Origin of the sequence: Giesbergeria sp. (assembly GCF_028686475.1) — a bacterium.
Lineage (GTDB): Bacteria > Pseudomonadota > Gammaproteobacteria > Burkholderiales > Burkholderiaceae_C > Simplicispira.
Window position 1 is genome coordinate 161,622 of the sequence record NZ_JAQUCA010000004.1, and the last position, 23,290, is coordinate 184,911.

A 23,290-nucleotide genomic window follows, 5' to 3' on the forward strand; every position below is an offset into this window, starting at 1 on the left:
GTCAGAGAAAGAAAAAATGAAAATTGCTGTTGCCGGAACCGGTTATGTTGGACTTTCCATGTCGGTGTTGCTGGCACAGCACCATGAGGTAGTCGCGCTCGATGTGCTGCCAGCCAAGGTAGAGCAGATCAACCAGCGCTGCTCGCCGATTGAAGATAGAAAAATTGAAGAATATTTGGCACACCAACCCTTGCGGTTACGCGCCACCCTCGATAAGCATGAGGCCTATCAAGGGGCTGATTATGTCATCATTGCCACCCCCACCGACTACGATCCGCAAACCAATTATTTCAATACGCTGTCAGTCGAAGGGGTGATTCAAGATGTGTTGGCCATCAATCCCACAGCGGTGATGGTGGTAAAAAGCACGGTGCCTGTGGGCTTTGTGGCCCAGATGCGGGCGCTCTATAAAACTGAGAACTTGTTATTTTCTCCAGAATTTTTGCGCGAAGGCCAAGCATTACACGACAACCTGTATCCCAGCCGCATTGTGGTTGGAGAGCGCTCTGAACGGGCGCAACAATTTGCCAATTTGTTGCTAGAGGGTGCAATCAAAAAAGATGTGCCTGTGCTACTGACCGATAGCACTGAAGCCGAAGCTATTAAATTATTTGCCAACACCTATTTAGCAATGCGGGTGGCTTATTTTAATGAATTGGATACCTATGCGGCTCAGCATGGTTTAGACACCCGCCAAATTATTGACGGTGTTTGCCTAGACCCACGCATTGGATCGCACTATAACAATCCTAGTTTTGGCTATGGCGGCTATTGCTTACCGAAAGACACTAAACAATTATTAGCCAATTATAGCGAGGTACCACAAAATCTGATTCAAGCCATTGTGGCTTCTAACAGTACACGCAAAGATTTTATTGCAGAAACCATTTTACAGCGCAAGCCTTCGGTCGTTGGTATTTATCGCTTGGTCATGAAGGCGGGTTCAGATAATTTTCGCGCTTCTAGCATTCAAGGTATTATGAAGCGCATTAAAGCCAAAGGGATTGAAATAATTGTATATGAACCCGCTTTAGAGGAAACAAGATTTTTTAATTCAGCGGTAATACAAAATTTAACCGAATTCAAACAACGCGCTGATGTGATTGTGGCCAATCGGGTCACGGAAGATCTCAGTGATGTGCTGGATAAAGTGTATAGCCGAGATCTATTTGGTGGCGATGCTTAATTTCGCCAAAAAAGCAATCGTGCATAACCATCATGGAAGTGAATTAGCATAGATAATGTGCTAAAAAAATTCCATACGACAGCTTAGGCATGCTCAATTTATTAAAATTTTACCGGCATTTTCGTAAAAAGCGTGATGCCCAAGCTTTAGCGTTGCTGCCTATTCATGGATCGCACAGCATACCAGCGGCTTTGCAACAGTATGCAATGTACCGTTTAGGCATGTACCGCTCAGTGACTGAATCTAGCGTGGTACATGGTAATTGGCGTTCCTTGTTTGCCATGATAGTGTCTTTGGCTGCCTGTGATGAGCGTGAAAAAGCAGCTTCTTTGCTACAAGACGAATCGGTATTACGGGTATTGGAATCGCGTAAAATAGATTTATCCATTGCTTTGCTTGCTTTTTATCCAGAATTAGCGCATCAATTATTGCCCTCTAATGCACCAATGACCTTGAAATTAGCTGTGTGGCTGCAACAAGGGTTTTTCGATAAAGTTCAGCAGGTATTTGAGCAAAATTCAGAAATTTTTTCATACCACCCTGATACTTATTTGTTACGCTGTAATGCACGAAATTTTTCACCTGCTGATCAGTTGCAGCAGGTGAATTTTTACCTTCGCGCTCACCATCTCACTCCATTGTTTTTAAAAAATCCTGATCTGGTATTGGGAGTCATGAATTTAAAAGCCAAACCACTTTCTTTTTCTAATGAAGGGCCTTTGGTTAGCATTTTAATGACTGCTTTTCAGAGTGCAGCAAGAATTGCATCTTCGATTGAGTCGCTATTAAATCAAACCTACCAGAATATTGAATTGATGGTAATAGATGATGCCAGTAATGATGAAACATCTTTCATAGTGAGAAATATTGCTAAAGTTGATTCACGTGTGCGCTACATTCGCTTACCTACCAATGTAGGTACCTATGTTGCAAAGACCATTGGTTTAGAAATATCCCAAGGAGAATTTGTTACTTGCCAAGATTCTGATGATTGGGCGCATCCAGAAAAAATTGCACTTCAGGTGGCCCCACTGCTACGCGACCGAAAAATTATTTTTACGACTTCTAATTGGGTTCGTCTTCAAGATAATGGGAAGTTTTATGCGCGCGCAGTGTTCCCACTCAATCGCCTCAATCCAGCCTCTCCTTTATTCAGAAAAAAAGAGGTTCGTGAGCGTGCAGGATTTTGGGATTGGGTTCGCACTGGCGCCGATAGTGAATTTCATGCGCGTCTCAAGCTGGTATTTGGCCCCCAAGCCATGCAACGTATTACCAAACCGCTGACCTTTGGTGCCCACAGGGCAGATTCTTTGATGACAGCTTCGGATACTGGCTATGATGCACACGGGGTTTCTAGGCCGCGTTTAGATTATTGGGAAGCTTGGAATGCTTGGCATATCCACGAGCTACGCCAAGGCCGTTTGCCCAAGTTGCCGTCACTTGAGGCTGCTCGTCTGTCTCATCGCCCGTTTGAAGCGCCAGAGTCTATTCAAGTGCCTCCTGAAAATATAGAGCAGTGTTTATCGATTTTAAAGAATTTTTATGCCAACCATTAGTCAATTTTTTGGCATACTTATTCATATGTATATACGTGGGGAACACAATCCACCCCATTTTCATGCCCTTTATGCTGAATACGAAGCGTTGATCAACATTCAAACTTTAGAGGTGATTGAGGGAAAGCTGCCGCGCCGTGCATTGGCTATGGTGTTAGAGTGGGCAGCTGAACATCGTGCAGAGCTCATGGAGGACTGGAACTTATGTCGAGCCAAACAATTACCCAAGCCCATCCAGCCGTTGGAGTAACACCAGCTGCGCCGTGGCGTGTGTGCGCCATAACAGTGCTTCCACAATGCCAGTTGGCAGTAACCTTCAATGATGGCACCAGCGGCATTGTCGATGTTTCAGCTTTGGTTCTTGGGCCAGATGCAGGGGTTTTTCAAGCTTTGCGTGATGTGTCTTTCTTTGCCCAAGCGTATCTCGATTGTGGTGCGGTGGCATGGCCTAATGGGGCGGACTTAGCTCCAGATGCCATGTACAAAGCAATCAGTCGTTCGGGCATCTGGCGTGTTTTAGACTGAGTTCCTTGCTTGTGATCCTGACCACTTCACGCGGCATTCTGCGTATTACGGCCTTGCCTGCCTTGCTGGGCGATCAGGTGCTGCTGCATCGCCGTTGGGGCCAAGCCGCTTCAGCGCGGGCGGTAGTCGGCTGGGGCCTCAAGCCCACAGCGGCATCGGCGCGAGCTTTAGCGCAGCGCTTGGATGTGCCTTATTGGTCACTCGAAGACGGCTTTTTGCGCTCCGTCGGCGTGGGCCAGCAAGAATTTAGCCTGTCGCTGGTGGTGGACGATGTCGGCATTTATTACGATGCCAGCCGCCCCTCGCGCCTAGAGTCTTTGGTGTTGCAAACTTTGACCCCAGCGGCGCAGCAACGGGCACAGGCTTTGGCGGCGGCTTGGTGCCGCGCTGGGGTTTCTAAATACAACTACGCGCGCGATTGGGGTCAGCCTTTGCCCCAGCCTTATGTGCTGGTGGCCGACCAAACTTGGGGCGATGCCTCTATCCGCTATGGCGGGGCCGACGCTTCGTCTTTTCAGCGCATGTTGCAAGCCGCCTTGGATGAAAACCCCCACGCCACAGTGCTGCTCAAGGTACACCCCGAGGTGATGCTCGGGCGCAAGCGTGGCCATTTTGATTTGGCAGCCTTGGCGCAGCAGCCGCGCGTGCAAGTACTGGGCCAGGATGTGCATCCCAGCCGTTTAATCGCTGGGGCCGAGGCGGTTTATACCGTAACTTCACAAATGGGTTTTGAAGGCCTGCTTTGGGGTAAGCGGGTACGCACCTTTGGCCTGCCGTTTTATGCTGGTTGGGGCCTGACCGAAGACGATTTGCCCGCGCCCTCGCGCCGTCGCCCGGTGCCGCTAGAAAATCTCATCCATGCCGCTTTGGTCGATTACACCCGCTATGTTGATCCAGAAACTGGCCAGCCTTGCCTGCCCGAGCGTGCTATCGAATGGATGGGTTTGCAGCGACAAATGCGCGCACGTTTTCCGGCCCAACTGACAGCAGTGGGGTTTTCGCGCTGGAAAAAGCCCATTGTGCGCGATTTTTGCCAAGGCAGCGAGGTGCATTTTGTGCCGGATATGGCTGCAACCCAGGCCAGCAGCGCACAGGCGTTGGTCGTCTGGGGCCTCAAGCTGCAGCCAGCGGCAGAAAAACGCCCAGTGTTGCGCTTAGAAGATGCCTTTTTGCGTTCCGTGGGTTTGGGGGCCGATTTGGTGCGCCCGCTGTCTTGGGTGATGGACGACACCGGCATTTATTACGATGCCACCCGCCCTTCTGCCTTAGAGCAGCTGTTGCAATCCTCTGATTTTGACGCTGCTTTGTTGGCGCGTGCCGCTGCTTTGCGCCAGCGCATTGCCGCCGCTGGCCTGACCAAGTACAACGTCGGTAGCGGTGGCTGGCAGCGGCCTGCGGGCGACAAGCGCGTGATTTTGGTGCCGGGGCAGGTGCAAAGCGATGCTTCCATCCAATGGGGGGCACCGGAAGGCGTTTGTCCGGTGCGGCGCAATATGGATTTATTGCGTGCCGTGCGCCAAGCCCACCCGGAGGCTTGGGTGGTTTATAAGCCGCATCCCGACGTCTTGGCTGGCCTGCGGACGCAACACCCGGACGAAGCCCATGCGGCCCAATGGTGCGATGAGGTCGTGTTGCAAGCCTCGATGGGCGAGATGCTGGCCGTGGTCGATGAAGTCCATGTACTCACCTCGCTGGCTGGTTTTGAGGCGTTGTTGCGCGGTAAGCGCGTGGTTTGTTACGGCCAGCCTTTTTACGCTGGTTGGGGCCTGACCCAAGACCTGGTGCCGCCAGCGCGCCGCACCCGGCGTTTGTCGCTCGATGCCTTGGTGGCCGGGACTTTGATTTTGTACCCCACCTATATCAGCCGCACCACCGGGCGCTTTACCACCCCCGAGCGCGCTTTGGATGAGCTACTGGCTTGGCGTGCCAGCGGGGCCTCTACCTTGCCGTGGTGGCGCAAAGCCTTGCGCGTAGTGTTGCGTTGGTACAAACGCTAGGCACTTCTGGCCACCAGAGCTAAACACAGCCGTGGCACCGCACGCGCAACTCGCTATGCTTGCGCCCCATGACATACCTTAATCACGATGAAACCCGCCAAGCCCTGCACGCCCAAGTGTTGTTGGATGTAGCCCGTGCTTTGCAAGAAGATGTGGGCAGCGGTGACTTAACCGCCGCTTTAGTACCCGCCCAGCGCCGCACCCGTGGCCGTATTTTGGCGCGCGAAAGCGCCGTGATTTGTGGCGCACCGTGGGCCGAAGCGGCCTTTCGCGCCCTAGACCCGAGCATCCAACTGCATTGGTTGGTGGCCGAAGGCCAACGCTGCGCCGCCGACCAAGTAGTGTTGGAGTTTGAAGGCAGCGCCCGCGCCCTGCTCAGCGCCGAGCGCACCGCGCTCAATTTCTTGCAGTTGTTGTCCGCTGTGGCGACCAAGACAGCCACCTATGTGCAAGCCGTGCAAGGAACGAAGGCTCAGATTGTGGATACACGCAAAACCATTCCCGGCCTGCGTTTGGCACAAAAATATGCAGTGCGTGTGGGCGGTGGTGTCAATCACCGTATCGGTTTGCACGATGCGGTACTCATCAAAGAGAACCACATCGCCGCCGCTGGCGGTGTCACAGCCGTACTGCAAGCGGCGCAACAAGCCGCTGCCCGCGCCCAATTCATTGAGATTGAGGTAGAAACCCTGGCCCAGTTGGAGGAAGCACTGGCCGCCGGGGCCAAAATGGTGCTGCTAGACAACATGCCCAAAGACCAACTGCACGAGGCAGTACGCATCAACGCAGGGCGGGCGATTCTGGAAATCTCGGGCGGGGTCACGCTAGAGGGTTTGCGCGCACTGGCCGAAACCGGCGTGGACCGCATCTCAATTGGCGGCTTGACCAAAGATGTCAAAGCGATTGATTTTTCTATGCGTTTGCAGGAGCTTGCTTAAATGACCACCCCCGACACCCTGAAAGACGTTGAATACGAACAACCCACCGAGGGCAGCGTCTGCGCCACCAAACACGCTTGGGCGCGCGTACCCGCCGAACCGGCCCCGGCAGAGCGCGCTGCTCTGAAAGACAAAATCCGCCGCCTGCTCAAAGAAAAGAACGCGGTGATGGTGTCGCATTACTATGTGCATCCAGACCTGCAAGATTTGGCCGAAGAGACCGGCGGCATCGTCAGCGACTCGTTAGAAATGGCCCGTTTTGGCCGCGACCACACCGCGCAAACCTTGGTAGTTTCTGGGGTGCGCTTTATGGGCGAGACCGCCAAAATCCTCTCGCCCGAGAAAACCATTTTGATGCCCGATTTGGATGCCACCTGCTCGCTCGATTTGGGCTGCCCGGTGGACGAATTTAGCGCCTTCTGCGATGCCCACCCCGACCGCACCGTGGTGGTCTATGCCAACACCAGCGCCGCCGTTAAAGCGCGCGCCGATTGGCTGGTCACCTCTAGCTGTGCGCTGGATATTGTGCGCGCCCTGAAAGCGCAAGGGCACAAAATCTTGTGGGCACCCGACCGGCATTTGGGCGACTATATCCGCCGCGAAACCGGCGCAGACATGGTGTTCTGGAACGGTGCGTGCATCGTCCATGACGAATTCAAGGCGTTTGAATTAGAAGACCTCAAGCGCCAGCATCCCCAAGCCAAGGTGTTGGTGCATCCCGAATCACCCGCCGAAGTGGTGGCACTGGCCGATGCCGTAGGCTCTACCTCGGCCATTTTGCACGCGGCCAAAACGCTGGACGCACAAGAGTTCATTGTGGCCACCGACAACGGCATGATGCACAAGCTACGCACGCTTAACCCCGGCAAAATCTTTTACGAAGCGCCCACCGCTGGCAACAGCGCCACCTGCAAAAGCTGCGCCCACTGCCCGTGGATGGCCATGAACAGCTTGGCCGGTGTGGCGCAGGTGCTGGAAAGCGGTAGCAACGCGATTGAGGTCGATGCAGCGCTGATTCCGCGGGCGCGCCAACCGATTGACCGCATGTTGGCCTTTACCGCCGCCCTTAAAAACGGCCAGCCCACCACCGGGCTGGTGCCGCATATCGGCGCGGCCTAAAGCGCCACCGGCTTCAATACACCAAAGCGCCGCACGGTACAAAACGCGGTGCTGCGCTTTGCTGCGGTTGCCGCCCATAATGCAGGTCATCATGATACGCACCAGCCAACTCCTGCACCCACCCCGCACCCCTGCACCTATCCGCGATGCCGCCACTGTGTTGCTGCTGCACGATGGCCCCGAGGGCCTAGAGGTGCTTATGACGCGCCGCTCCGACCAAGCCAGCTTTGCGCCGGGAGCTTACGTTTTCCCCGGTGGCGGTATTGATGTGCAAGATGCCCAAGCGCACACGGTAGCCGCACGCCGCCCCACGCAAAGTGATTTGCACCTGACGCAAGCGATTGCCGCCATCCGCGAGAGCTTTGAAGAACTGGGCATTTTGTTGGCCCGCCATGCCGATGGCCGCATGGCCGATGACCAAGACATTGCCCGCCTGAGCCGCCATGCGCCCTTTGCCGAGCAATGCGCCGCCCACGGCCTGACATTGGCCGCTGACATGGTCTATGTGCTGGCCCACTGGACGGGCGCACGCGAGTTAAACAAGCGCTTTGCCGTGCCGTTTTTAATCGCCCGGATGCCCGAGGGCCAAACCCCGGTGGCCGACGAGCAAGAGCAGTTTGAACCGGTGTGGGTCTCGCCCCGGCTGGCCTTAGAGCGCCATGCTGCCGGGCAATTTTTTATGATTTATCCCACCATCCGCACCTTAGAGCGACTGGCCGATTTTGCCAACACCGAGGCCGTGTTGGCCGGTCTAGCGCACGAACAGCCCTTGTGGGTCTCTTGCCCACGCGGTGGCCTGCTGGCCGGTAAAGAAGTGCATTACATGGAACACGAGGCCCCGTTTGGCGAGTTGGCCTTGGTCTGCCCGGACGGCCAAACACCAGCACACGCACTCGATTGGCAAAGCGAAGCGCCCGTGCCCCTGCTACGCAACGTGCAGCGCCTCACAGCCCCCAACCCCGGTTTTATGACTGGCCCCGGCACCAACAGCTACTTGGTGGGCGACCCCAGCACCGGCTATATCGCCATTGACCCCGGCCCGGCCGACCACGCACACCTAGAAAAACTCTGGCGTGCGGCGGGGGGCGATATCCGCGCCATTGTGTGTACCCATTCGCACCCCGACCACTCTCCCGGTGCCGCACCTTTGCAAGCCTTGTGCCGCCAAACCGGGCGCAGTCAGCCAGCGATTTTGGGCTTGCCATCGGCCCCGACAGCACGCGCTGCCAGCGCCTTTAGCCCCGACGAAACGCTACAAAACGGCCAACGCCTGACCCTGAGCGGCACCGGGCTACAAGGGCCAGTGCAACACACCTTGCAGGTGGTACACACCCCCGGCCATGCCGCCAATCATCTGTGCCTGTTGTTGGAAGAAGATGGCTTGTTGTTCTCGGGCGACCACATCCTCAACGGTAGCACCACGGTGATTGACCCCCCCGATGGCAATATGGCCGATTACCTCGATTCTTTAGACCGGCTCGATGCCCTGTGCCAACAATACCAAATCGAATTTATCTTGCCCGCGCATGGTTATGTGCTGCACGAAGCCCGCAACGCCATTGCCCAATTGAGAGCGCACCGGCTGGCCCGCGAGGCCAAGGTGCTGGCCGCCATGCAAGCCCTGCCCGGTGGCACCATGCAAGATTGGGTAGCCCACGCCTATGCCGATGTGCCACCGCGCCTGTGGCCGGTGGCCCAGCGCTCCTTATTGGCGCATGTAGAGCGCATCCGCAGCATGGAGCCCGGTAATGACTGAACACAGCAATCCCCCCACCGGGCTAGTGCGCTTGGCCAAACGACTGGCGCAACAATTAGGCTGTTCGCGCAGCACAGCAGAACAATACATTGAAGGCGGCTTGGTCAGTGTGGATGGCCAAGTGGTGGAGCTGCCCGGCGCGCGCGTGCGGCCAGACCAAACCGTCACCTTGGCCCCAGATGCCAGCTTGCTGGATTTGGCCCCAGTAACGCTGCTGTTGCACAAGCCGCCCGGCTTTGAGGCTGGTTTGGGTCTGGAAGCTACCGCTCCAGCACACGCCAGCCGCAGCCAAGGCGCACCCTCTGCTGTGACCTTGCTGAATGCAGCTTCGCACCTGCCGGAAGATGCCTCCGGCACACGCGTGCTGTTGCGCCATTTCAAGCAATTGCAGTGTTTTACCCCACTGCCCACCCCTGCCAGTGGCTTGGTGGTTTATACGCAAGACCCACGCATCGCGCGCAAACTGGCCGAAGACATCGAAACGCTAGAGCAAGAATGTATTGTTGAAGTGGCGGGCCAAATAGCCGAGGGTGGGCTGCAAAAACTCTGCCACGGCCTGAGCTTCAATGGCCGCCCCTTGCCACCGATTAAAGTGAGTTGGCAAAACGAAACCCGCCTGCGCTTTGCGCTGAAGGGGATTCGCCCCGGCCAAATTCCGGCCATGTGCGAGGCGGTGGGCCTGCGCGTGGTCAGTTTGCGGCGCATCCGTTTGGGCCGGGTGCCGCTGGCCAAAGTGCCCGAAGGGCAATGGCGCTATTTGCAAGCGTGGGAGAAGTTCTAAGCAGCGCCCAACGGCCAGCAAGTCCAAGCCCCCAAGGCCGGTGCTTGCTGCGGCCATTGGGCCGCGCTGGGTGGCTGGGTAGCTGGAGCTTGTTGCAACCAATCTAGGCAACGCGCCACCCCGGCATGGCTTATCCATAGCACAGGGTTTTGTTGCTCGGTCGCTAGGCTTTGGGCTGCCTGCCAAGCGCTGGCTACGCGCAACAACATGGTTTGTAGGTTCTCACCCCCACCGGGGCGGTAGTGGGCAAAATCAGCCACCCAAGTGTCTATGTCATGGCGTGGAATGTCGTCCCAACGGCGGCCTTCCCAAGCACCAAAATCCATCTCTTGCAAGCGGTCATCTGGCTGGCTGATGCTGTCTGGGCGCAAAGCTTGCAAAGCGTGGGCCAATTGGGCACAGCGTTGCAAGGGGGAATGCCAGACTAGCACGCGCTGTGGCAGTGCTTGGGCCAAGGCTTGCGCGGCGGCTTGGGTGGCAGCGGCATCGGCGGGCATATCCCATCGGCCATAACAATACCCCGGCGCAATCAGAGGGGCGGCATGGCGCGCCAGCCATAACTGAAGAATACTCATGTGTTGACCCAGCGGCCCAACGGCCCCAAAGCCAAGGCTGCGCCCAAATAGAACCCGACTTCGCCCAGTTGTTGCACTGCGCCCAAACCATCACCCGTAAAGCCTTGCAAGCGCCGCGCCAAGCGCCGTGCCATGTGGGCCGCTGCCAAAGCACTGCACAGCACCGCCATCGCCAGCCACAGCGCCGACTGCCATTGCCACACCAGCGCCAACGGAGCAACACACCACAGTCCGGCAGCCAGCAAAGCCGCATTGCTGATTTGGTCGGCCAGCGGTTTGCTTTTGGATTTGGCCGTATCCCCCACATGCGGCAGGCAACGCACCAACCACAACGGCCACCAGCGGGACAACACATGCCCCCCCAACAAAGCGGCCAAAGCCGCTGGCAGGCTGTGCGCGCCCAACAAGGCCAACAAGCTGCACTTGGCCAACAGCCCCAACACCAGTGCCATCGCACCAAACGCGCCAATGCGCGAATCCTTCATGATGTCTAAGGCGCGCTCGCGGTCGTAGCTGCCGCCCAAGCCATCGGCCACATCGGCCAAACCGTCTTCATGAAAACCCCCGGTGAGCAACACCGTGGCAATGGTGCAAGCCACCGCTGCCACGGCAGGTGCCAGTGGATTGGGTGCAAGTGCCAGATGCAAGGCCGCATACACCAGCATGGCCACGGCGGCCACCAACCAACCAACCCCCGGAAAATGCGCGCTGCTGGCGCGCAACATGGCTGGGCTAAAGCCGACCCAATCGGCCAGCCGTCCAGTGACAGGAATACGGGTAAAAAATTGCACAGCCAGCAAATAATGGCGAAGAGCTTGCATCAGGGCAAAGGGCTGTTAAAGCTTTTAGAGGTGAATGGTGTTGCGCCCCGATTGCTTGGCGCGGTACATGGCATCATCGGCTTGGCGCAATAAATCGGTTTGCCGGGGGGTATCGCGTCCGGCAAACAAAGTCATGCCGACGCTGCAAGAGCAGTGGTGTTCCACCACGCTGGCCGGGCTACCGGCTTGGGCTGCGACCTCCAGACGATAGGCTTGGGACAGGGCAGTACGGATTTTTTCGGCCACAGTCATGGCTTGGGCCAGTGCTGGCTCGGCTTGGGCGTGCAAATCGCCAATCACCACCACAAACTCATCGCCACCCAAACAGGCCACGGTATCGACTTCGCGCACACTGGCGGTTAAGCGCCGCGCCACCTCTAGCAGCAGCAAATCGCCTACCGCATGGCCGTGGGTATCGTTGAGCGGCTTGAAGTTGTCTAAATCGAGCAGCATGACTGCGCCATGCAGGCCGGTGCGGCGGCTACTGGCCAGCGCCAGCGCCAGCCGCTCTTCTAATAAACGCCGATTGGGCAGTTGGGTCAGGCTATCACAATAGGCCAGCTGGCGGATTTTTTCTTCTGCAAGGCTTTTTTCGATAGTGATGCTGGCCAATTGGGCGGTTTGCTCAATCAGCGCCAAGTCGGCCTCCGTCGGGCCATAGGGCTGGCGGTGGTAAATGCCAAAAGTGCCCAAAATGCGGTTGTTGCCCGAGCAAATAGGCTGCGACCAGCAGGCACCCAGCTGCGCTTGGGCGGCCAAATCCTTAAATTCGGCCCAATAGGGATGGTTGGCAATGTCTTCCACCACTACCGTCTCGCCGGTAAAGGCCGCCATGCCGCAAGAGCCTACCCCTACGCCCACTTTTAAGCCAATCAGGGCTTGGTTGTAAAACGGCGGCAGGCTGGGGGCTATGCACTGCACCACCTGTTGGCCAGTTTCGTCTAGCAGCACAATGCTGCACAGCTTGCCGGGGTGCAAGGTCTCAACGCCACGCACAATGGCTTCTAAGATGGTCTCCATCGGTGTGCCGTTGGCCAGTATTTCTAGGATGTAACTGTGAAAACGCTGGTAGTCGTCGCGCTGCTTGCGCTCCGAAATATCCACAATCAGCCCCAACATGCCGCGTTCTGCGCCCAAATCGAAGGTGCAACGCTGGTACAACGCGGTGCGTAATTTGCCATCGGCAAAGGCGATGTCGATTTCTGCTTGGGTTTGGCCACCTTGGGCCAACAAAGCCAAGTCTGCCGCCTGAAAAGCCTCACGGGCAGCCTGTGGCAAGTAATCAAGTTCTAACACCGTTTTACCAATAAACCGGGTGCGCTCGATGCCAAACGCTTGCTCATAAGCCCGATTGCAGGCGGTAAAAACCGTTTGCTGGTTTTTGACAAACACCGGGTTGGGCAGGGCATCAATAAACGCCGAAAACAGCTGCAACTGCTGCTCTAAGGAGCTTCTTTGTTGGGTGACGCGCTCCAATAATTGATTAAATTGCCCAATCAAAATGCCAATTTCATCAGGGCGCACAATCGGCAAAGGTTGTGGCAATTGTTCAGCCAAAGACATGTCCGACAAGGTGCGGGCGCTATCGAGCAAAGGCGATAACTCTCGGCGCAACCACCACCACGTCAGTGCAACGGCCAACACCGTCAGCAACAAGGCGGCCAACAACATGCGCTGCTGCATCGCCCAAATTGGGGCAAATGCCTCGGCAGTGGGGATGGAGACTGAAATAGCCCAATCCACCAACTTCAGGCGCTTGACCGAATTAAGCACCTCTACCCCTGTGGGGTTGGTATAAATTTGCGAACCCTCAAAGCCATCGACAAAGCGGTCTATGGCCGGAATTTGCCCGAGCGGTAGCAAAGCTTGTAGTACGCGCACCTTTTTGGTGGAGGCCACAATCAGCCGCTCTTTCCGGTCCACTAAAAAATAGCTGCCGGTTTTGCCATAGGGGTTTTGCGTCAATTGGTCTAAAAAACTGGCGTGTTCTAGCGCCATGACACCCGCCAAAACCCCGACACTGCGCCCTTGGGCATCGCGCACTGGCGCGGCAATGCCAATCACTGGCACGCCCAAGCGTTTGTCCAGCACCGCCGTACCAATCACGACCTGCCCTTGGCGCAGTGCCATCGCAACGGCTTTGCGGTCCATAAAATTAAGCCCGATTCGGCCCACTGAGCGTGGGGCCCCGGCCACCGCTGTACCTTGGGCATTGGTCACCAGTACGCCACCACCGCTGAACATGGCTTGCAACACCGGCAGGCTGTCGAGCAGGCGGTGCAATTCATCGGGCTGGCCCAGCATCTGCGGCGTAATGCCGCCAGCTACCAGCTCTAGCGCCCGCACCCGCTCATTGAGGTGGGCATCAATCGCCCCAGCTAAAAAATGCACCACCGAAAACTGCTGGTCGCTCAGTTGCCGCTGCATATCGTGGCGCAACATCTGGCTGGCATACAAAGTCAGAGACCAGAGGCTGACGCTAAAAATCAGCAGCGTAAACAGGCTGATGCGGGTTTTAAGCGAGCGGGTCTGGTGGGGATAGGGCAGCATGGTGGGCGCACAACGAGGGCAAGGCGGTACTCTGCCAAGAACGGTTTATTGGCTGCTGTGAGGGGCTTGCAGAAACAGGCGATAGGCGGGATTGTGCGTCTCCTCGACATAAGGGTAGCCCAGCGTAGCCAGAAACTCCGCAAAAGCTGCGCCATCTTCAGGCGGTACTTGGATGCCGACTAAAATCCGGCCATAGTCGGCCCCTTGGTTGCGGTAGTGGAACAGACTGATGTTCCAACTGGGCTGCATCAGGCTCAAAAACTTGAGCAAGGCACCGGGACGCTCCGGGAAGACAAAGCGCAGCAGGCGCTCATCGTGTGCCAGCGCCGAAGGGCCACCCACCAAATGGCGCAAATGCTCTTTCGCCAAATCGTCGTGCGTTAAATCCAGCGCTTCAAAACCGTGCTGGCTGAAGGCTTGTGCCAGTTGCGCCGATTCGCCCTTGCCATGCGTGGTCAGGCCGACAAACACATGCGCGCGCGCCGCATCGCTGATGCGGTAGTTAAATTCGGTCACGTTGCGCGGGCCACCGGGCAAGTCGCCAATGATTTCGCAAAAGCGCCGAAAGCTGCCGCGCTCCTCGGGGATGCTCACGGCCAGCAGGGCCTCGCGCTCCTCGCCCACTTCGGCGCGCTCGGCCACAAAGCGCAGGCGGTCAAAGTTCATGTTGGCCCCGCACAAAATGGCGGCGTAGGTCTCGCCCTCGGTGCGGTGCTGTGCCACATATTGCTTGATGGCCGCCACGGCCAAAGCACCGGCAGGCTCGACAATGCAGCGCGTATCGACAAACACATCTTTAATCGCCGCGCACACCGCATCGGTGTCCACCGTGACAATCTCGTCCACCAAGCCTTGGGTGATGCGGAAGGTTTCTTCGCCCACCAATTTCACCGCCGTGCCATCGGAAAATAAACCCACATCGGGCAAGGTGACACGCCCACCTGCGGCCACCGATTGCGCCATTGCGTCCGAATCGTTCATCTGCACGCCAATCACTTTGATTTCGGGGCGCAGGGCTTTGATGTAGTTGGCTACACCGGCAATCAGGCCGCCGCCACCAATCGCAACAAACACGGCATCGAGCCGGTTGCCACTGCCCAATTTTTGCAATTGGCGCAAAATTTCCATCGCAATCGTGCCTTGGCCTGCAATCACATCCGGGTCATCAAAGGGATGGACAAAGGTCAGGCCCTGCTCTTGTTCCAGCTTGACCGAATGGGCATAGGCATCGGAGTAACTCTCGCCCGCCAACACCACTTCGCCACCCAAGGCGCGCACGGCATCAATTTTGAGCTGGGGCGTGGTGGTCGGCATGACGATAACCGCCCGCGCCCCCAGTTTGCGCGCACTCATGGCCACGCCTTGGGCGTGGTTGCCCGCCGAGGCGCAAATCACGCCGCGCTCTAACTGGCCGGGCTTAAGGTGCGCCATTTTGTTGTAAGCACCGCGCAGCTTGAAGCTGAACACCGGCTGTTGGTCTTCGCGCTTGAGCAGCACTTTGTTGCCCAAACGCTGGCTCAAGGTGCGTGCCACTTGCAAGTCGGTTTCAATCGCTACGTCATAAACGCGGGCGGTGAGGATTTTTTTCAGGTAGTCGGAAGGGGTCAGGGGCTGGGTCATAGAACGATATGATAGGCGGACAGACGAAAAAAAAGCCCCAAACCAATGGTTTGGGGCTGAATCCATCCTTTGAGGAGATGGAGGAGACAACAGGTGCCATGCTTGGGGTAACTACCAAATTAAGCATCGCGTAGTTTGAATTATAAGCCAACGCCAGCATTTATGTTGCATAGCAGCAAAATCCACGACAATGCTGTTGTTAAAAAACAACCCCGAAGGAAATCAACATGGAATGCACAGTCAGTTGGACCGGCGCAAGCGGCACGCGCTCGGGCATGGGTTTTGTCGCCGAGACGGGTAGCGGCCATACGCTGGTGATGGACGGAGCCCCTGATGCCGCCCGCCCCGAGAACGGCGGCCAAAATCTGGCCCCGCGCCCGATGGAAACCGTATTGGCTGGCACCGGGGGCTGCACCGCCTACGATGTGGTGCTGATTTTGAAGCGTGGCCGCCACGATGTACGTGGGTGCAGCGTCAAGCTCACCAGCGAACGCGCCGACACCGACCCCAAGGTGTTCACCAAAATTCACATGCACTTTAGCGTCACGGGCAAAGACATCCCACCCACTGCCGTAGAACGCGCCATTGCCATGAGCCACGAAAAATACTGTTCCGCCAGCATAATGCTGGGCAAAATGGCCGCCATCACCACCAGCTTTGAGCTGCTACCGGCCTAAGCCGCAGCCACGCAAATAGCCAACCAACAGCACACCATGCGAATTTTGGTGGTAGAAGACGATGCCAGCATTGCCCAAGGCTTGCGTACCAATTTGCGCCAGCGCGGCTATGCGGTGGATGTCTGCGCGGGTGTCGCCAGCGCTTGGGCCGCTTTGCGCTCTGAGCCTTTTGATGCAGTGTTGCTCGATTTGGGCCTGAGTGATGGCGATGGCACCAGCTTGCTGCAACGCTTACGCGCCAGCAAAAACCCCCTGCCCGATGCCGCCACGCCGGTACTCATCATGACGGCGCGCGATGGCGTACAACAGCGCATTGCCGGGCTGAACCAAGGGGCCGACGACTACCTGAGCAAGCCGTTTGATATGGACGAGCTGGAGGCCCGCCTGCGCGCCCTGTTGCGCCGCGCCGCTGGCCGGGCGCAACCGCTGGTGCGCCACGGCGCGATTGAACTCAACCCCGCTACCCGTGTGGTGCAACTGGATGGCCAGCGGGTAGAGATTTCGCCGCGCGAATTTGCCGTGCTGCACCTGCTGATGGAGTCGCCGGGGCGGGTGCTGTCGCGGCGGCAACTGGAAGAGCGCCTGTACGATTGGGATTCGGTGGTCGATAGCAACGCGATTGAAGTGCATATCCACCACCTGCGGCGCAAACTCGGCAGCCAGTGCATCCAAACCATGCGCGGTGTCGGTTACTTTGTGCCACCCGAACCGGCATGAGCAGCCAGCGCTCACTCACGCAGCGGCTACTGCTGTGGAGTTTGGGGGCTTTGGTGCTGGTCTGGGCCTGCTTTGTCACGCTGGCCTACCGCACCGGCCTGCACGAAGCCGATGAACTCACCGATGGCCAGTTGGCCACTGCCTCGGCACTGCTGCTAGAGTTGAACGCCGCCGCCGCGCCAACACCGTCTGCCAACCCGTGGCCGCTGCCAAAAAACCACGATTACCAGCAATCTTTGAGCGTGGTGCAATGGAACCAGCATGGGCAACTGCTATGGCACCTCGGCAGCGCACCGGTGCCAGAGTTCAACGCAGAAGTGGGTTATGCCAATCTGCAACTGGGGCCACAGCAGCAGCCGTGGCGCAGTTTTTCGCGCTGGGATGCCGCCCAAGCCCACAAAATCATGGTGCTGTTGCGCGTGCAAGAGCGCGACCGGCTGGCCCATGATATTGCGGGGCAAATGGTGGAACCGGGCTTATGGCTGTTGCCTGTAGTCGCTTTGGCGCTGGGATTGGCGATTGGCCGAGGACTGCGCCCACTGCACCAGTTATCGCAAGATGTGGCACAGCTGGACGTACAAGGGGCACAACGCCTAGCATCACAGCATAACTGGCAAGAGTTTGATGCCGTGGTGGACTCCATCAACACCTTGCTGGCGCGCCAGCAAGAAGCACTGCGGCGCGAGCGGGAACTGGCCAACGAAGTAGCGCACGAGTTACGCACCCCGTTGGCGGCAATTGTGTTGCAAGCCCAAGCCTTGGCGGGTGGCTTGCCCGCAGCGGCCCAAAGCCAAGCCTTGGACTTGATACGCCAAGATGCCCTGCGTGCAGGCCATGTGCTGCAACAGTTGCTGGCCTTGGCGCGCACCAGCCGGGGCCAATGGCACGGTCAGGCCAGCCCGGTGGATATAGCTGCCTTGGCGCGCCATCTGGCCGCCGATTATGTGGCCAGCGCGTGGCAACGCCAAGACACCCTGTCCGTGCAAGCGCCCGAGGCGCTGCTGCTGCCCGGCCATGCCGTCTTGTTGGAAATGGCCCTACGCAACCTGATTGAAAACGCCCTGCGCCACACCCCGCCCGGCACGCAAATAGAGCTGCAATGCGGCCCCGGCACCCCAGAGCATGGCGCATGGTTGCAAGTGTGCGACGACGGAGCGCGACCTTTGGCGCAGGCGCAGGCCAAAACGCCTCCCCCCAGCGATAGCCTGCACTTGGGGCAAGAAATCATCGCCCGTGTGGCTGCGGTGCATGGTGCGCGTTTTGGCACGGCAACAGCGCCAGCGCCTTTCACCACCTGCTACCGAATCGACTTTGCGCCCACACCAACACCGCAAGGCCCTTAAAATCGGCAGCATCCAGCGGCAAGCACCGCTGTGCCCCTTCTCTTTCCTCCTCAGAACGGACTACCACCATGCCCCTCGTCTCGATGCGCGAACTGCTCGACCATGCTGCTGAAAACCGCTATGGCATCCCCGCTTTCAACGTCAACAACCTGGAGCAGGTGCAGGCCGTGATGGCCGCTGCCGACGAAGTAGGCGCGCCCGTCATTTTGCAAGCCAGCGCTGGCGCACGCAAATATGCTGGTGAATCTTTCATCAAGCACCTGATTCAAGCCGCCGCCGAGATGTACCCCCACATCCCCTTGGTGATGCACCAAGACCACGGCACTTCGCCCGCCATCTGCCAAGGCGCTTTGGACTTGGGCTTTGGCTCGGTGATGATGGACGGCTCGCTGCGCGAAGACGGCAAAACCCCCGCCAACTTTGATTACAACGTCGAAGTGACGCGCAAAGTGGTCGAAATGGCGCACAAAATCGGCGCCACCGTCGAGGGCGAACTGGGCTGCTTGGGCAGCTTGGAAACTGGCGAAGCCGGTGAAGAAGACGGCGTGGGCGCAGTGGGCAAATTGGACCACAGCCAAATGCTGACCGACCCGGAAGAAGCCGCCCAATTCGTCCAAGCCACGCAACTGGATGCACTGGCGATTGCCATTGGTACAAGCCACGGCGCTTACAAATTCACGCGCAAGCCCACTGGCGATATTTTGGCCATCTCGCGTGTCGAGGCCATCAACCGGCGCATTCCTAACACCCACTTGGTGATGCACGGCTCCTCCAGCGTGCCGCAAGAGCTGTTGGCCATCATCAACCAGTATGGCGGCAAGATGAAAGAAACCTACGGCGTGCCGGTGGAAGAAATCCAAAAAGCCATCCAATTTGGTGTCCGCAAAATCAACATCGACACCGACATCCGCTTGGCCATGACCGGCGCAGTGCGTCAGTTTATGGCCGAGAACCCCGATAAGTTCGACGCGCGCGAGTGGCTCAAGCCCGCGCGCGAAGCCGCCAAAGCCATCTGCAAGCAACGCTATCTGGAGTTTGGATGCGAAGGCCAAGCCGCCAAAATCAAGGGCTACACCTTGGAGCAAATGGCCAAGCGCTACGTGGGCGGCGAACTGGCCCAGGTGGTCCACTAATGCTGCCTTTGGCAGCCCACAGCTACAACGGCTGGCGTAGCGTGGCAGCCGTGCTAGGGTTGTCTTGGGCCTTGGTGGCCTGTGCGCCGCTGCCACCGGGCCACCAAGGCCATACGGTGGGCCAGATGCAGCTGGCGCTGCCACCGGGCGATTGGCAAGATTTGGGCACCTCCGCACAAAGCTGGCCGCTGTTGCCCGAACTGGGGGCCAGTTTGCCCTTGCAAACCCGCACCTGGGCCTTGCGCCAAGGCGAGGCTTGGCAGGCGCTGGTGTGGCTGCAAACCACGCACCACCGTAGCGCCCCGGCACTAGACCCCACAATGTGGACAGACACCTGCCCGCGCCAGCCCGATGTCTGGGTGCAAGATGCTACCGATGGCAGCCCGGTACGCATTGATTGCTTGCGCTTTAAGCGCGCCGCCAACCGCAGTGAAATTTGGATGGAGCGCAACCACCCGGCCTTGCAACAGTGGTTGCAAACCCAAGCACCCGGCCTGCCCCAGCCCTATGCCCATATCAGCTACCGCTATGCCAACGCTGGCGGGGCTTACGTACAAATCACCCTGCTGGTCGATGAGCGCTTGCTGCTGCCCAACCGGGGCAACCATGCCGATTATTTGCGCTCGGGGGAGTTGGGGCGCCAATGGGCGCAACAGCTGCGCGCCAGCGTACTCCAAGCCGTGGGCCGGGTAGATCAACAGCTGGTGCTGCCCGCCTTTCCGGTGTTGGGTGAACCCAAACCACCTGTTTTATGACCAAAAAATCTACATTCGTACTCTCTGGCAGTTTGGTGCAGGCCGCCTATCAGCATTGTCTCGGCATCGCCAGTACCCTGTTGGCGCGCGATGGCCAGTTGGCCCCGGCTTTGTTCTTGGTGGGCCAACCAACACAAGGGCAAGATTTTCAGAGCTGCCGCATGGCGGGTGCAGGCGTGCAAGCCATGCAAAACTTCCATGCCTCGACAGAGGCGCTGCAAAAGCTCACCACCTTCATCCGTGCCAGCTTAACCCCCAGCACGAAAGAATACGCCGCCTTGCAGCCACAAATTGGCCCGGTGCTGTTGGCGCTGCATAGCTTTTTAACTGCGCTGTCTTTGCAAGAGGCGGTAGTGCCAAACCCCGGCACCACCCCGGTACTCGATGCCAATGGGGTGCAGCAATATCTGGTGCTGGCAGTGCATACCCTGCACGGCATTGATATGGCCTTGTGCCCGTTGTTGCACGATGCCGCTGGGCAGTTGTTGGTGCAAGCGCAACCGTTGGAACTGCTGCACTGCCTGCCGCCAACGGCCAGCGTATCAAGCGCCACTTGAGCGGCTGGCCGCCCACAAGCCAGCATGGTGGCCACGGGTAAAAGCCTCTTCTAACACCGAGTAGCCCGACCAATCGCTGTGGGCAAAAGCCAGCCGAGCGGTAGCGGGCAGCGGCAACAAAGTGGTTCGTTCACCCTGCACCAGCAGCGTGGTCTTTCCAGTGACTGGCTGGCTGCATTGGCGCAACAGGGCTTGGGTGCCGGGCACCGGAATGCTCATGGCGTGGCCATAACGGGTGATGTCCATGCGCTGGGCGCGCTGGCGTATATCGGGATGCGCTAGGTGCAAGGTGTTGAGGATGGCATCGCGCCAATGCGTCCACAGCTGCTGTGCCAATTGGGTGCGGCCATCGGGCGCATCGCCCAAGGCTTGGTAATAACTCAACACCGTGGGCGCTGGGCGCGGGTCCAGGCGCTGGTGTCCGGCATCCACATAACCCAAGCCGCCGGGGTTGGCATCGGCATAGAGTACGTTGTCCCACGCAGGGGCCGCGCCGGGGCGGTCTTGCAATGGTGCGTCGATATGGAGGTTGGCCACCAGCCACGGTGCCCAACGCAGACTTTGGGCGGCTTGGCGCACAAAATCGGGCGGCTGGGCCAGCACTTTGGCCGCGACAAACACCGGCAAAGCCACAATGCAGCGCTGCGCTTGCCAGCGCTCGGGCGTTTGGGTGGTGTGGTTAAAAGCATCCACCATGATGCCGTGGCGCTGCTCTTCTATGCGTAACACGCTGCGCGCGGTGTGCAACTGGCCTGCCGCTTGCAATGGTGCAGCCAGTTGCTGGCTAAGCCAGCCATTGCCTTGGGGCCAAGTGAGGATGCCTTCGGACTCCACCCCAGCGCTGCTCGATTCACCCGGCGCATGAAACCCATGTCGGCTGGCAAAATAATGGATGCCCGCCCAAGCCGATACGCGCGTTATTCCAGCACCGTAATCATCGCGGCAACAATAATCCAAATACCAGCGCAAATGCGCGTCATTCAAGCCTTGCTGTGCCAACCATTGGGCAAACGGCAGGGCATCGAGTTGCTGATGCACCGGGTGCAGGGGGCGCTGGCCGTTCCAAGTCTTGAGCGCTGGCATGGCAAAGTGCGCTTGTTGGCGCAGCTGCTCTACCGCTTGGGCAAATTGGCGGTATTGGGCCAGCGTGCTGGCGGCTACGTCTTGCATGGGCAGCAGGCCCTCTTGCCACTGCCCCTGAAAGAACAGCCGCTCTTGCGGGCTGTGGCACAGGTGGCGCTCATCGTATTGCCAGCGCCCCGCTATGCGCTGGCGCAGGCCCAGTTGTTCTAGCAAGTCTTGCACTTCGCTGGCATCAGCACCCGGCAGCGGCAGGTAGTGGGCACCCAGTGGGCAGGCGATACCGCCCACGCTGCCCCCCCGGCTGTTGCCGCCGGGCTGGTCTTCTAACTCTAGCAGGGCAAAATCTGCCACTCCGGCCAAACCCAAAGCGCGTGCTGCCGCCAGCCCTGCCATACCTGCGCCCACAATCAGCACTTGGGTGCGCTGCACGCGGGCCGGTGCAGCACCCAAAGGCAAGGGCTGGCGCAACGCATGGCCGCGCGCCATATTCGTGCCAGTAAAGCCGCCGGGCAACTCCGGTGGAGGGGTTTCTTGGCACGCGCTTAGGCCACTGGCCAGCAGCGCCGTGCTGCCCAAAAAATGCCGCCGTTGCATAGGGGCTTAATCGGCCCAACGCTGCTGAATTTCTAGCAACTGCGGCACCAAATCGAGGAACAGCGGCACCAAGCTCGGGTCAAAATGCAGCCCGGCTTGGGCTTGCAAGTGTGCCAGCGTGTCTGCTAAGGGCCAAGGCTCTTTATAGGGGCGGCGCGCAGTCAGGGCATCAAAGACATCGGCCAAGGCCACGATACGCGCTTCTATCGGGATGGCCTCTGCCGCCAAACCACGCGGGTAGCCACTGCCGTCCCATTTTTCATGGTGGTTCAGGGCGATGGAGCAGGCCAGTTGCAGCAAGCCCGATGGCTGATTTTCACCAATGATTTGCGCGCCGATTTCGGGGTGGCGGCGCATCACGTCCCATTCGGTGGCATCGAGTTTGCCCGGTTTACGCAAAATGGCATCTGGGATGCCGATTTTGCCCACATCGTGCATGGGCGCAGCGTTCAGCAAGTCTTCGGCCCACACCGGGCTGTAGCCAGCAGCCAGCGCCAGCCGCTGGGCATAGTGGCTCATGCGGATAACGTGCATCCCAGTTTCGTTGTCTTTGTATTCGGCGGCGCGGCCCAAGCGTTGCACAATTTGCAGGCGCGTCTCGCGCAGTTCGTCCACATGAACCAAGGATAAATGGGTACAAACCCGCGCGCGCACCACCGGCCCACTGATGGGCTTGGTGATGTAGTCCACCGCGCCCATTTCCAGCCCTCGGGCTTCGTCTGCGTGGTCGGTCAGGGCGGTGATAAAGATGATGGGGATGGTGGCGGTGCTGGCCTGCGCTTTGAGGGTTTGGCACACGGCGTAGCCGTCGGTGTGCGGCATCATCACGTCCAACAAAATCAAGTCGGGGCGTTGCTGCTGGGCAATCTCTAGGGCGCGTTGGCCATCGGTGGCAAACAACAAACGGTAGTCGGTTTGCAGCAGGTGGCGCAATACTTGCAGATTGGTCGGTTCGTCGTCCACCAGCAACAGGCGCGGGCGGTGGTCTGGGGTGATGGCGGGCATCA

Annotated in this window: 21 protein-coding genes; 15 read left to right on the top strand and 6 right to left on the bottom strand. The window is 58.3% G+C overall.

Features of this window, described 5'->3' with window-relative positions:
- Positions 1–16 precede the first annotated feature (16 nt).
- From PHX60_RS04255 to PHX60_RS04295, 9 genes are all read left to right on the top strand, one after another.
- The gene (locus PHX60_RS04255; RefSeq protein ID WP_300075148.1) at positions 17–1,186 is read left to right on the top strand and encodes a nucleotide sugar dehydrogenase; all 1,170 of its coding nucleotides are present in this window, start codon (positions 17–19) and stop codon (positions 1,184–1,186) included.
- A gap of 89 nt (positions 1,187–1,275) precedes the next feature.
- Positions 1,276–2,742 carry a glycosyltransferase family 2 protein gene (locus PHX60_RS04260; protein ID WP_300075150.1) on the top strand — a complete coding sequence of 489 codons (1,467 nt, stop codon included), beginning with the start codon at positions 1,276–1,278 and terminating at the stop codon, positions 2,740–2,742.
- On the top strand, positions 2,729–2,992 hold the full coding sequence (locus PHX60_RS04265; RefSeq protein WP_300075152.1) for a DUF4160 domain-containing protein: 264 nt from the start codon (positions 2,729–2,731) through the stop codon (positions 2,990–2,992). The genes PHX60_RS04260 and PHX60_RS04265 overlap by 14 nt, the downstream gene beginning before the upstream one ends.
- Positions 2,947–3,267: a DUF2442 domain-containing protein gene (locus tag PHX60_RS04270; protein WP_300075154.1), complete on the top strand. Its 321-nt coding sequence runs from the start codon at positions 2,947–2,949 to the stop codon at positions 3,265–3,267. The genes PHX60_RS04265 and PHX60_RS04270 overlap by 46 nt, the downstream gene beginning before the upstream one ends.
- 11 nt (positions 3,268–3,278) lie before the next feature.
- Positions 3,279–5,264 (top strand): capsular polysaccharide biosynthesis protein, encoded by a 1,986-nt coding sequence (locus PHX60_RS04275; RefSeq protein WP_300075256.1) that lies wholly within the window; start codon positions 3,279–3,281, stop codon positions 5,262–5,264.
- A 68-nt stretch (positions 5,265–5,332) separates the two neighbouring features.
- Complete coding sequence (nadC, locus tag PHX60_RS04280; RefSeq protein WP_300075156.1) at positions 5,333–6,202, top strand: carboxylating nicotinate-nucleotide diphosphorylase; 870 nt, start codon at positions 5,333–5,335, stop codon at positions 6,200–6,202.
- Positions 6,203–7,321: a quinolinate synthase NadA gene (gene nadA, locus PHX60_RS04285; protein ID WP_300075158.1), complete on the top strand. Its 1,119-nt coding sequence runs from the start codon at positions 6,203–6,205 to the stop codon at positions 7,319–7,321. It begins immediately after the preceding gene.
- Between the two features lie 91 nt (positions 7,322–7,412).
- On the top strand, positions 7,413–9,077 hold the full coding sequence (locus PHX60_RS04290; protein WP_300075161.1) for an MBL fold metallo-hydrolase: 1,665 nt from the start codon (positions 7,413–7,415) through the stop codon (positions 9,075–9,077).
- A complete protein-coding gene (locus tag PHX60_RS04295) occupies positions 9,070–9,858 on the top strand; it encodes an rRNA pseudouridine synthase (RefSeq protein ID WP_300075164.1) in 789 nt (262 codons plus the stop codon). The genes PHX60_RS04290 and PHX60_RS04295 overlap by 8 nt, the downstream gene beginning before the upstream one ends.
- On the opposite strand, the gene PHX60_RS04300 is transcribed toward PHX60_RS04295, so the two are convergent.
- Genes PHX60_RS04300 through ilvA form a run of 4 tightly spaced genes read right to left on the bottom strand, consistent with a single transcriptional unit; the run spans position 9,855 to position 15,424 of the window.
- Complete coding sequence (locus PHX60_RS04300) at positions 9,855–10,433, bottom strand: histidine phosphatase family protein (protein ID WP_300075167.1); 579 nt, start codon at positions 10,431–10,433, stop codon at positions 9,855–9,857. The genes PHX60_RS04295 and PHX60_RS04300 overlap by 4 nt on opposite strands.
- On the bottom strand, positions 10,430–11,254 hold the full coding sequence (locus PHX60_RS04305; RefSeq protein WP_300075170.1) for an adenosylcobinamide-GDP ribazoletransferase: 825 nt from the start codon (positions 11,252–11,254) through the stop codon (positions 10,430–10,432). The genes PHX60_RS04300 and PHX60_RS04305 overlap by 4 nt, the downstream gene beginning before the upstream one ends.
- A 24-nt stretch (positions 11,255–11,278) precedes the next feature.
- A complete protein-coding gene (locus PHX60_RS04310) occupies positions 11,279–13,804 on the bottom strand; it encodes a diguanylate cyclase (RefSeq protein ID WP_300075173.1) in 2,526 nt (841 codons plus the stop codon).
- A gap of 45 nt (positions 13,805–13,849) precedes the next feature.
- Positions 13,850–15,424, bottom strand: coding sequence for a threonine ammonia-lyase, biosynthetic (ilvA, locus tag PHX60_RS04315; RefSeq protein WP_300075176.1), 1,575 nt, complete (start codon positions 15,422–15,424; stop codon positions 13,850–13,852).
- Between the two features lie 227 nt (positions 15,425–15,651).
- Between ilvA and PHX60_RS04320 the strand changes: the two genes are divergently transcribed.
- From PHX60_RS04320 to PHX60_RS04345, 6 genes are all read left to right on the top strand, one after another.
- Positions 15,652–16,101: an OsmC family protein gene (locus tag PHX60_RS04320; RefSeq protein WP_300075178.1), complete on the top strand. Its 450-nt coding sequence runs from the start codon at positions 15,652–15,654 to the stop codon at positions 16,099–16,101.
- A gap of 36 nt (positions 16,102–16,137) precedes the next feature.
- Entirely contained in the window at positions 16,138–16,818 is a 681-nt protein-coding gene (locus PHX60_RS04325) for a response regulator transcription factor (RefSeq protein ID WP_300075181.1), read from the top strand.
- A complete protein-coding gene (locus PHX60_RS04330) occupies positions 16,815–18,161 on the top strand; it encodes a histidine kinase dimerization/phospho-acceptor domain-containing protein (RefSeq protein ID WP_300075184.1) in 1,347 nt (448 codons plus the stop codon). Before PHX60_RS04325 ends, PHX60_RS04330 begins: the two co-directional genes overlap by 4 nt.
- Positions 18,162–18,229: 68 nt before the next feature.
- Positions 18,230–19,294, top strand: coding sequence for a class II fructose-bisphosphate aldolase (fba, locus tag PHX60_RS04335; RefSeq protein ID WP_300075187.1), 1,065 nt, complete (start codon positions 18,230–18,232; stop codon positions 19,292–19,294).
- Positions 19,294–20,049, top strand: a complete 756-nt coding sequence (locus PHX60_RS04340; protein ID WP_300075190.1) for a hypothetical protein — start codon at positions 19,294–19,296, stop codon at positions 20,047–20,049. Before fba ends, PHX60_RS04340 begins: the two co-directional genes overlap by 1 nt.
- Complete coding sequence (locus PHX60_RS04345; protein ID WP_300075193.1) at positions 20,046–20,606, top strand: hypothetical protein; 561 nt, start codon at positions 20,046–20,048, stop codon at positions 20,604–20,606. The genes PHX60_RS04340 and PHX60_RS04345 overlap by 4 nt, the downstream gene beginning before the upstream one ends.
- Here the strand turns inward: PHX60_RS04345 and PHX60_RS04350 are convergent.
- Both PHX60_RS04350 and PHX60_RS04355 read right to left on the bottom strand, forming a co-directional pair.
- Positions 20,592–22,283, bottom strand: coding sequence for an NAD(P)-binding protein (locus tag PHX60_RS04350; protein WP_300075196.1), 1,692 nt, complete (start codon positions 22,281–22,283; stop codon positions 20,592–20,594). The genes PHX60_RS04345 and PHX60_RS04350 overlap by 15 nt on opposite strands.
- A 6-nt stretch (positions 22,284–22,289) precedes the next feature.
- Positions 22,290–23,288 (bottom strand): two-component system response regulator, encoded by a 999-nt coding sequence (locus tag PHX60_RS04355; RefSeq protein ID WP_300075258.1) that lies wholly within the window; start codon positions 23,286–23,288, stop codon positions 22,290–22,292.
- Positions 23,289–23,290: the final 2 nt, after the last annotated feature.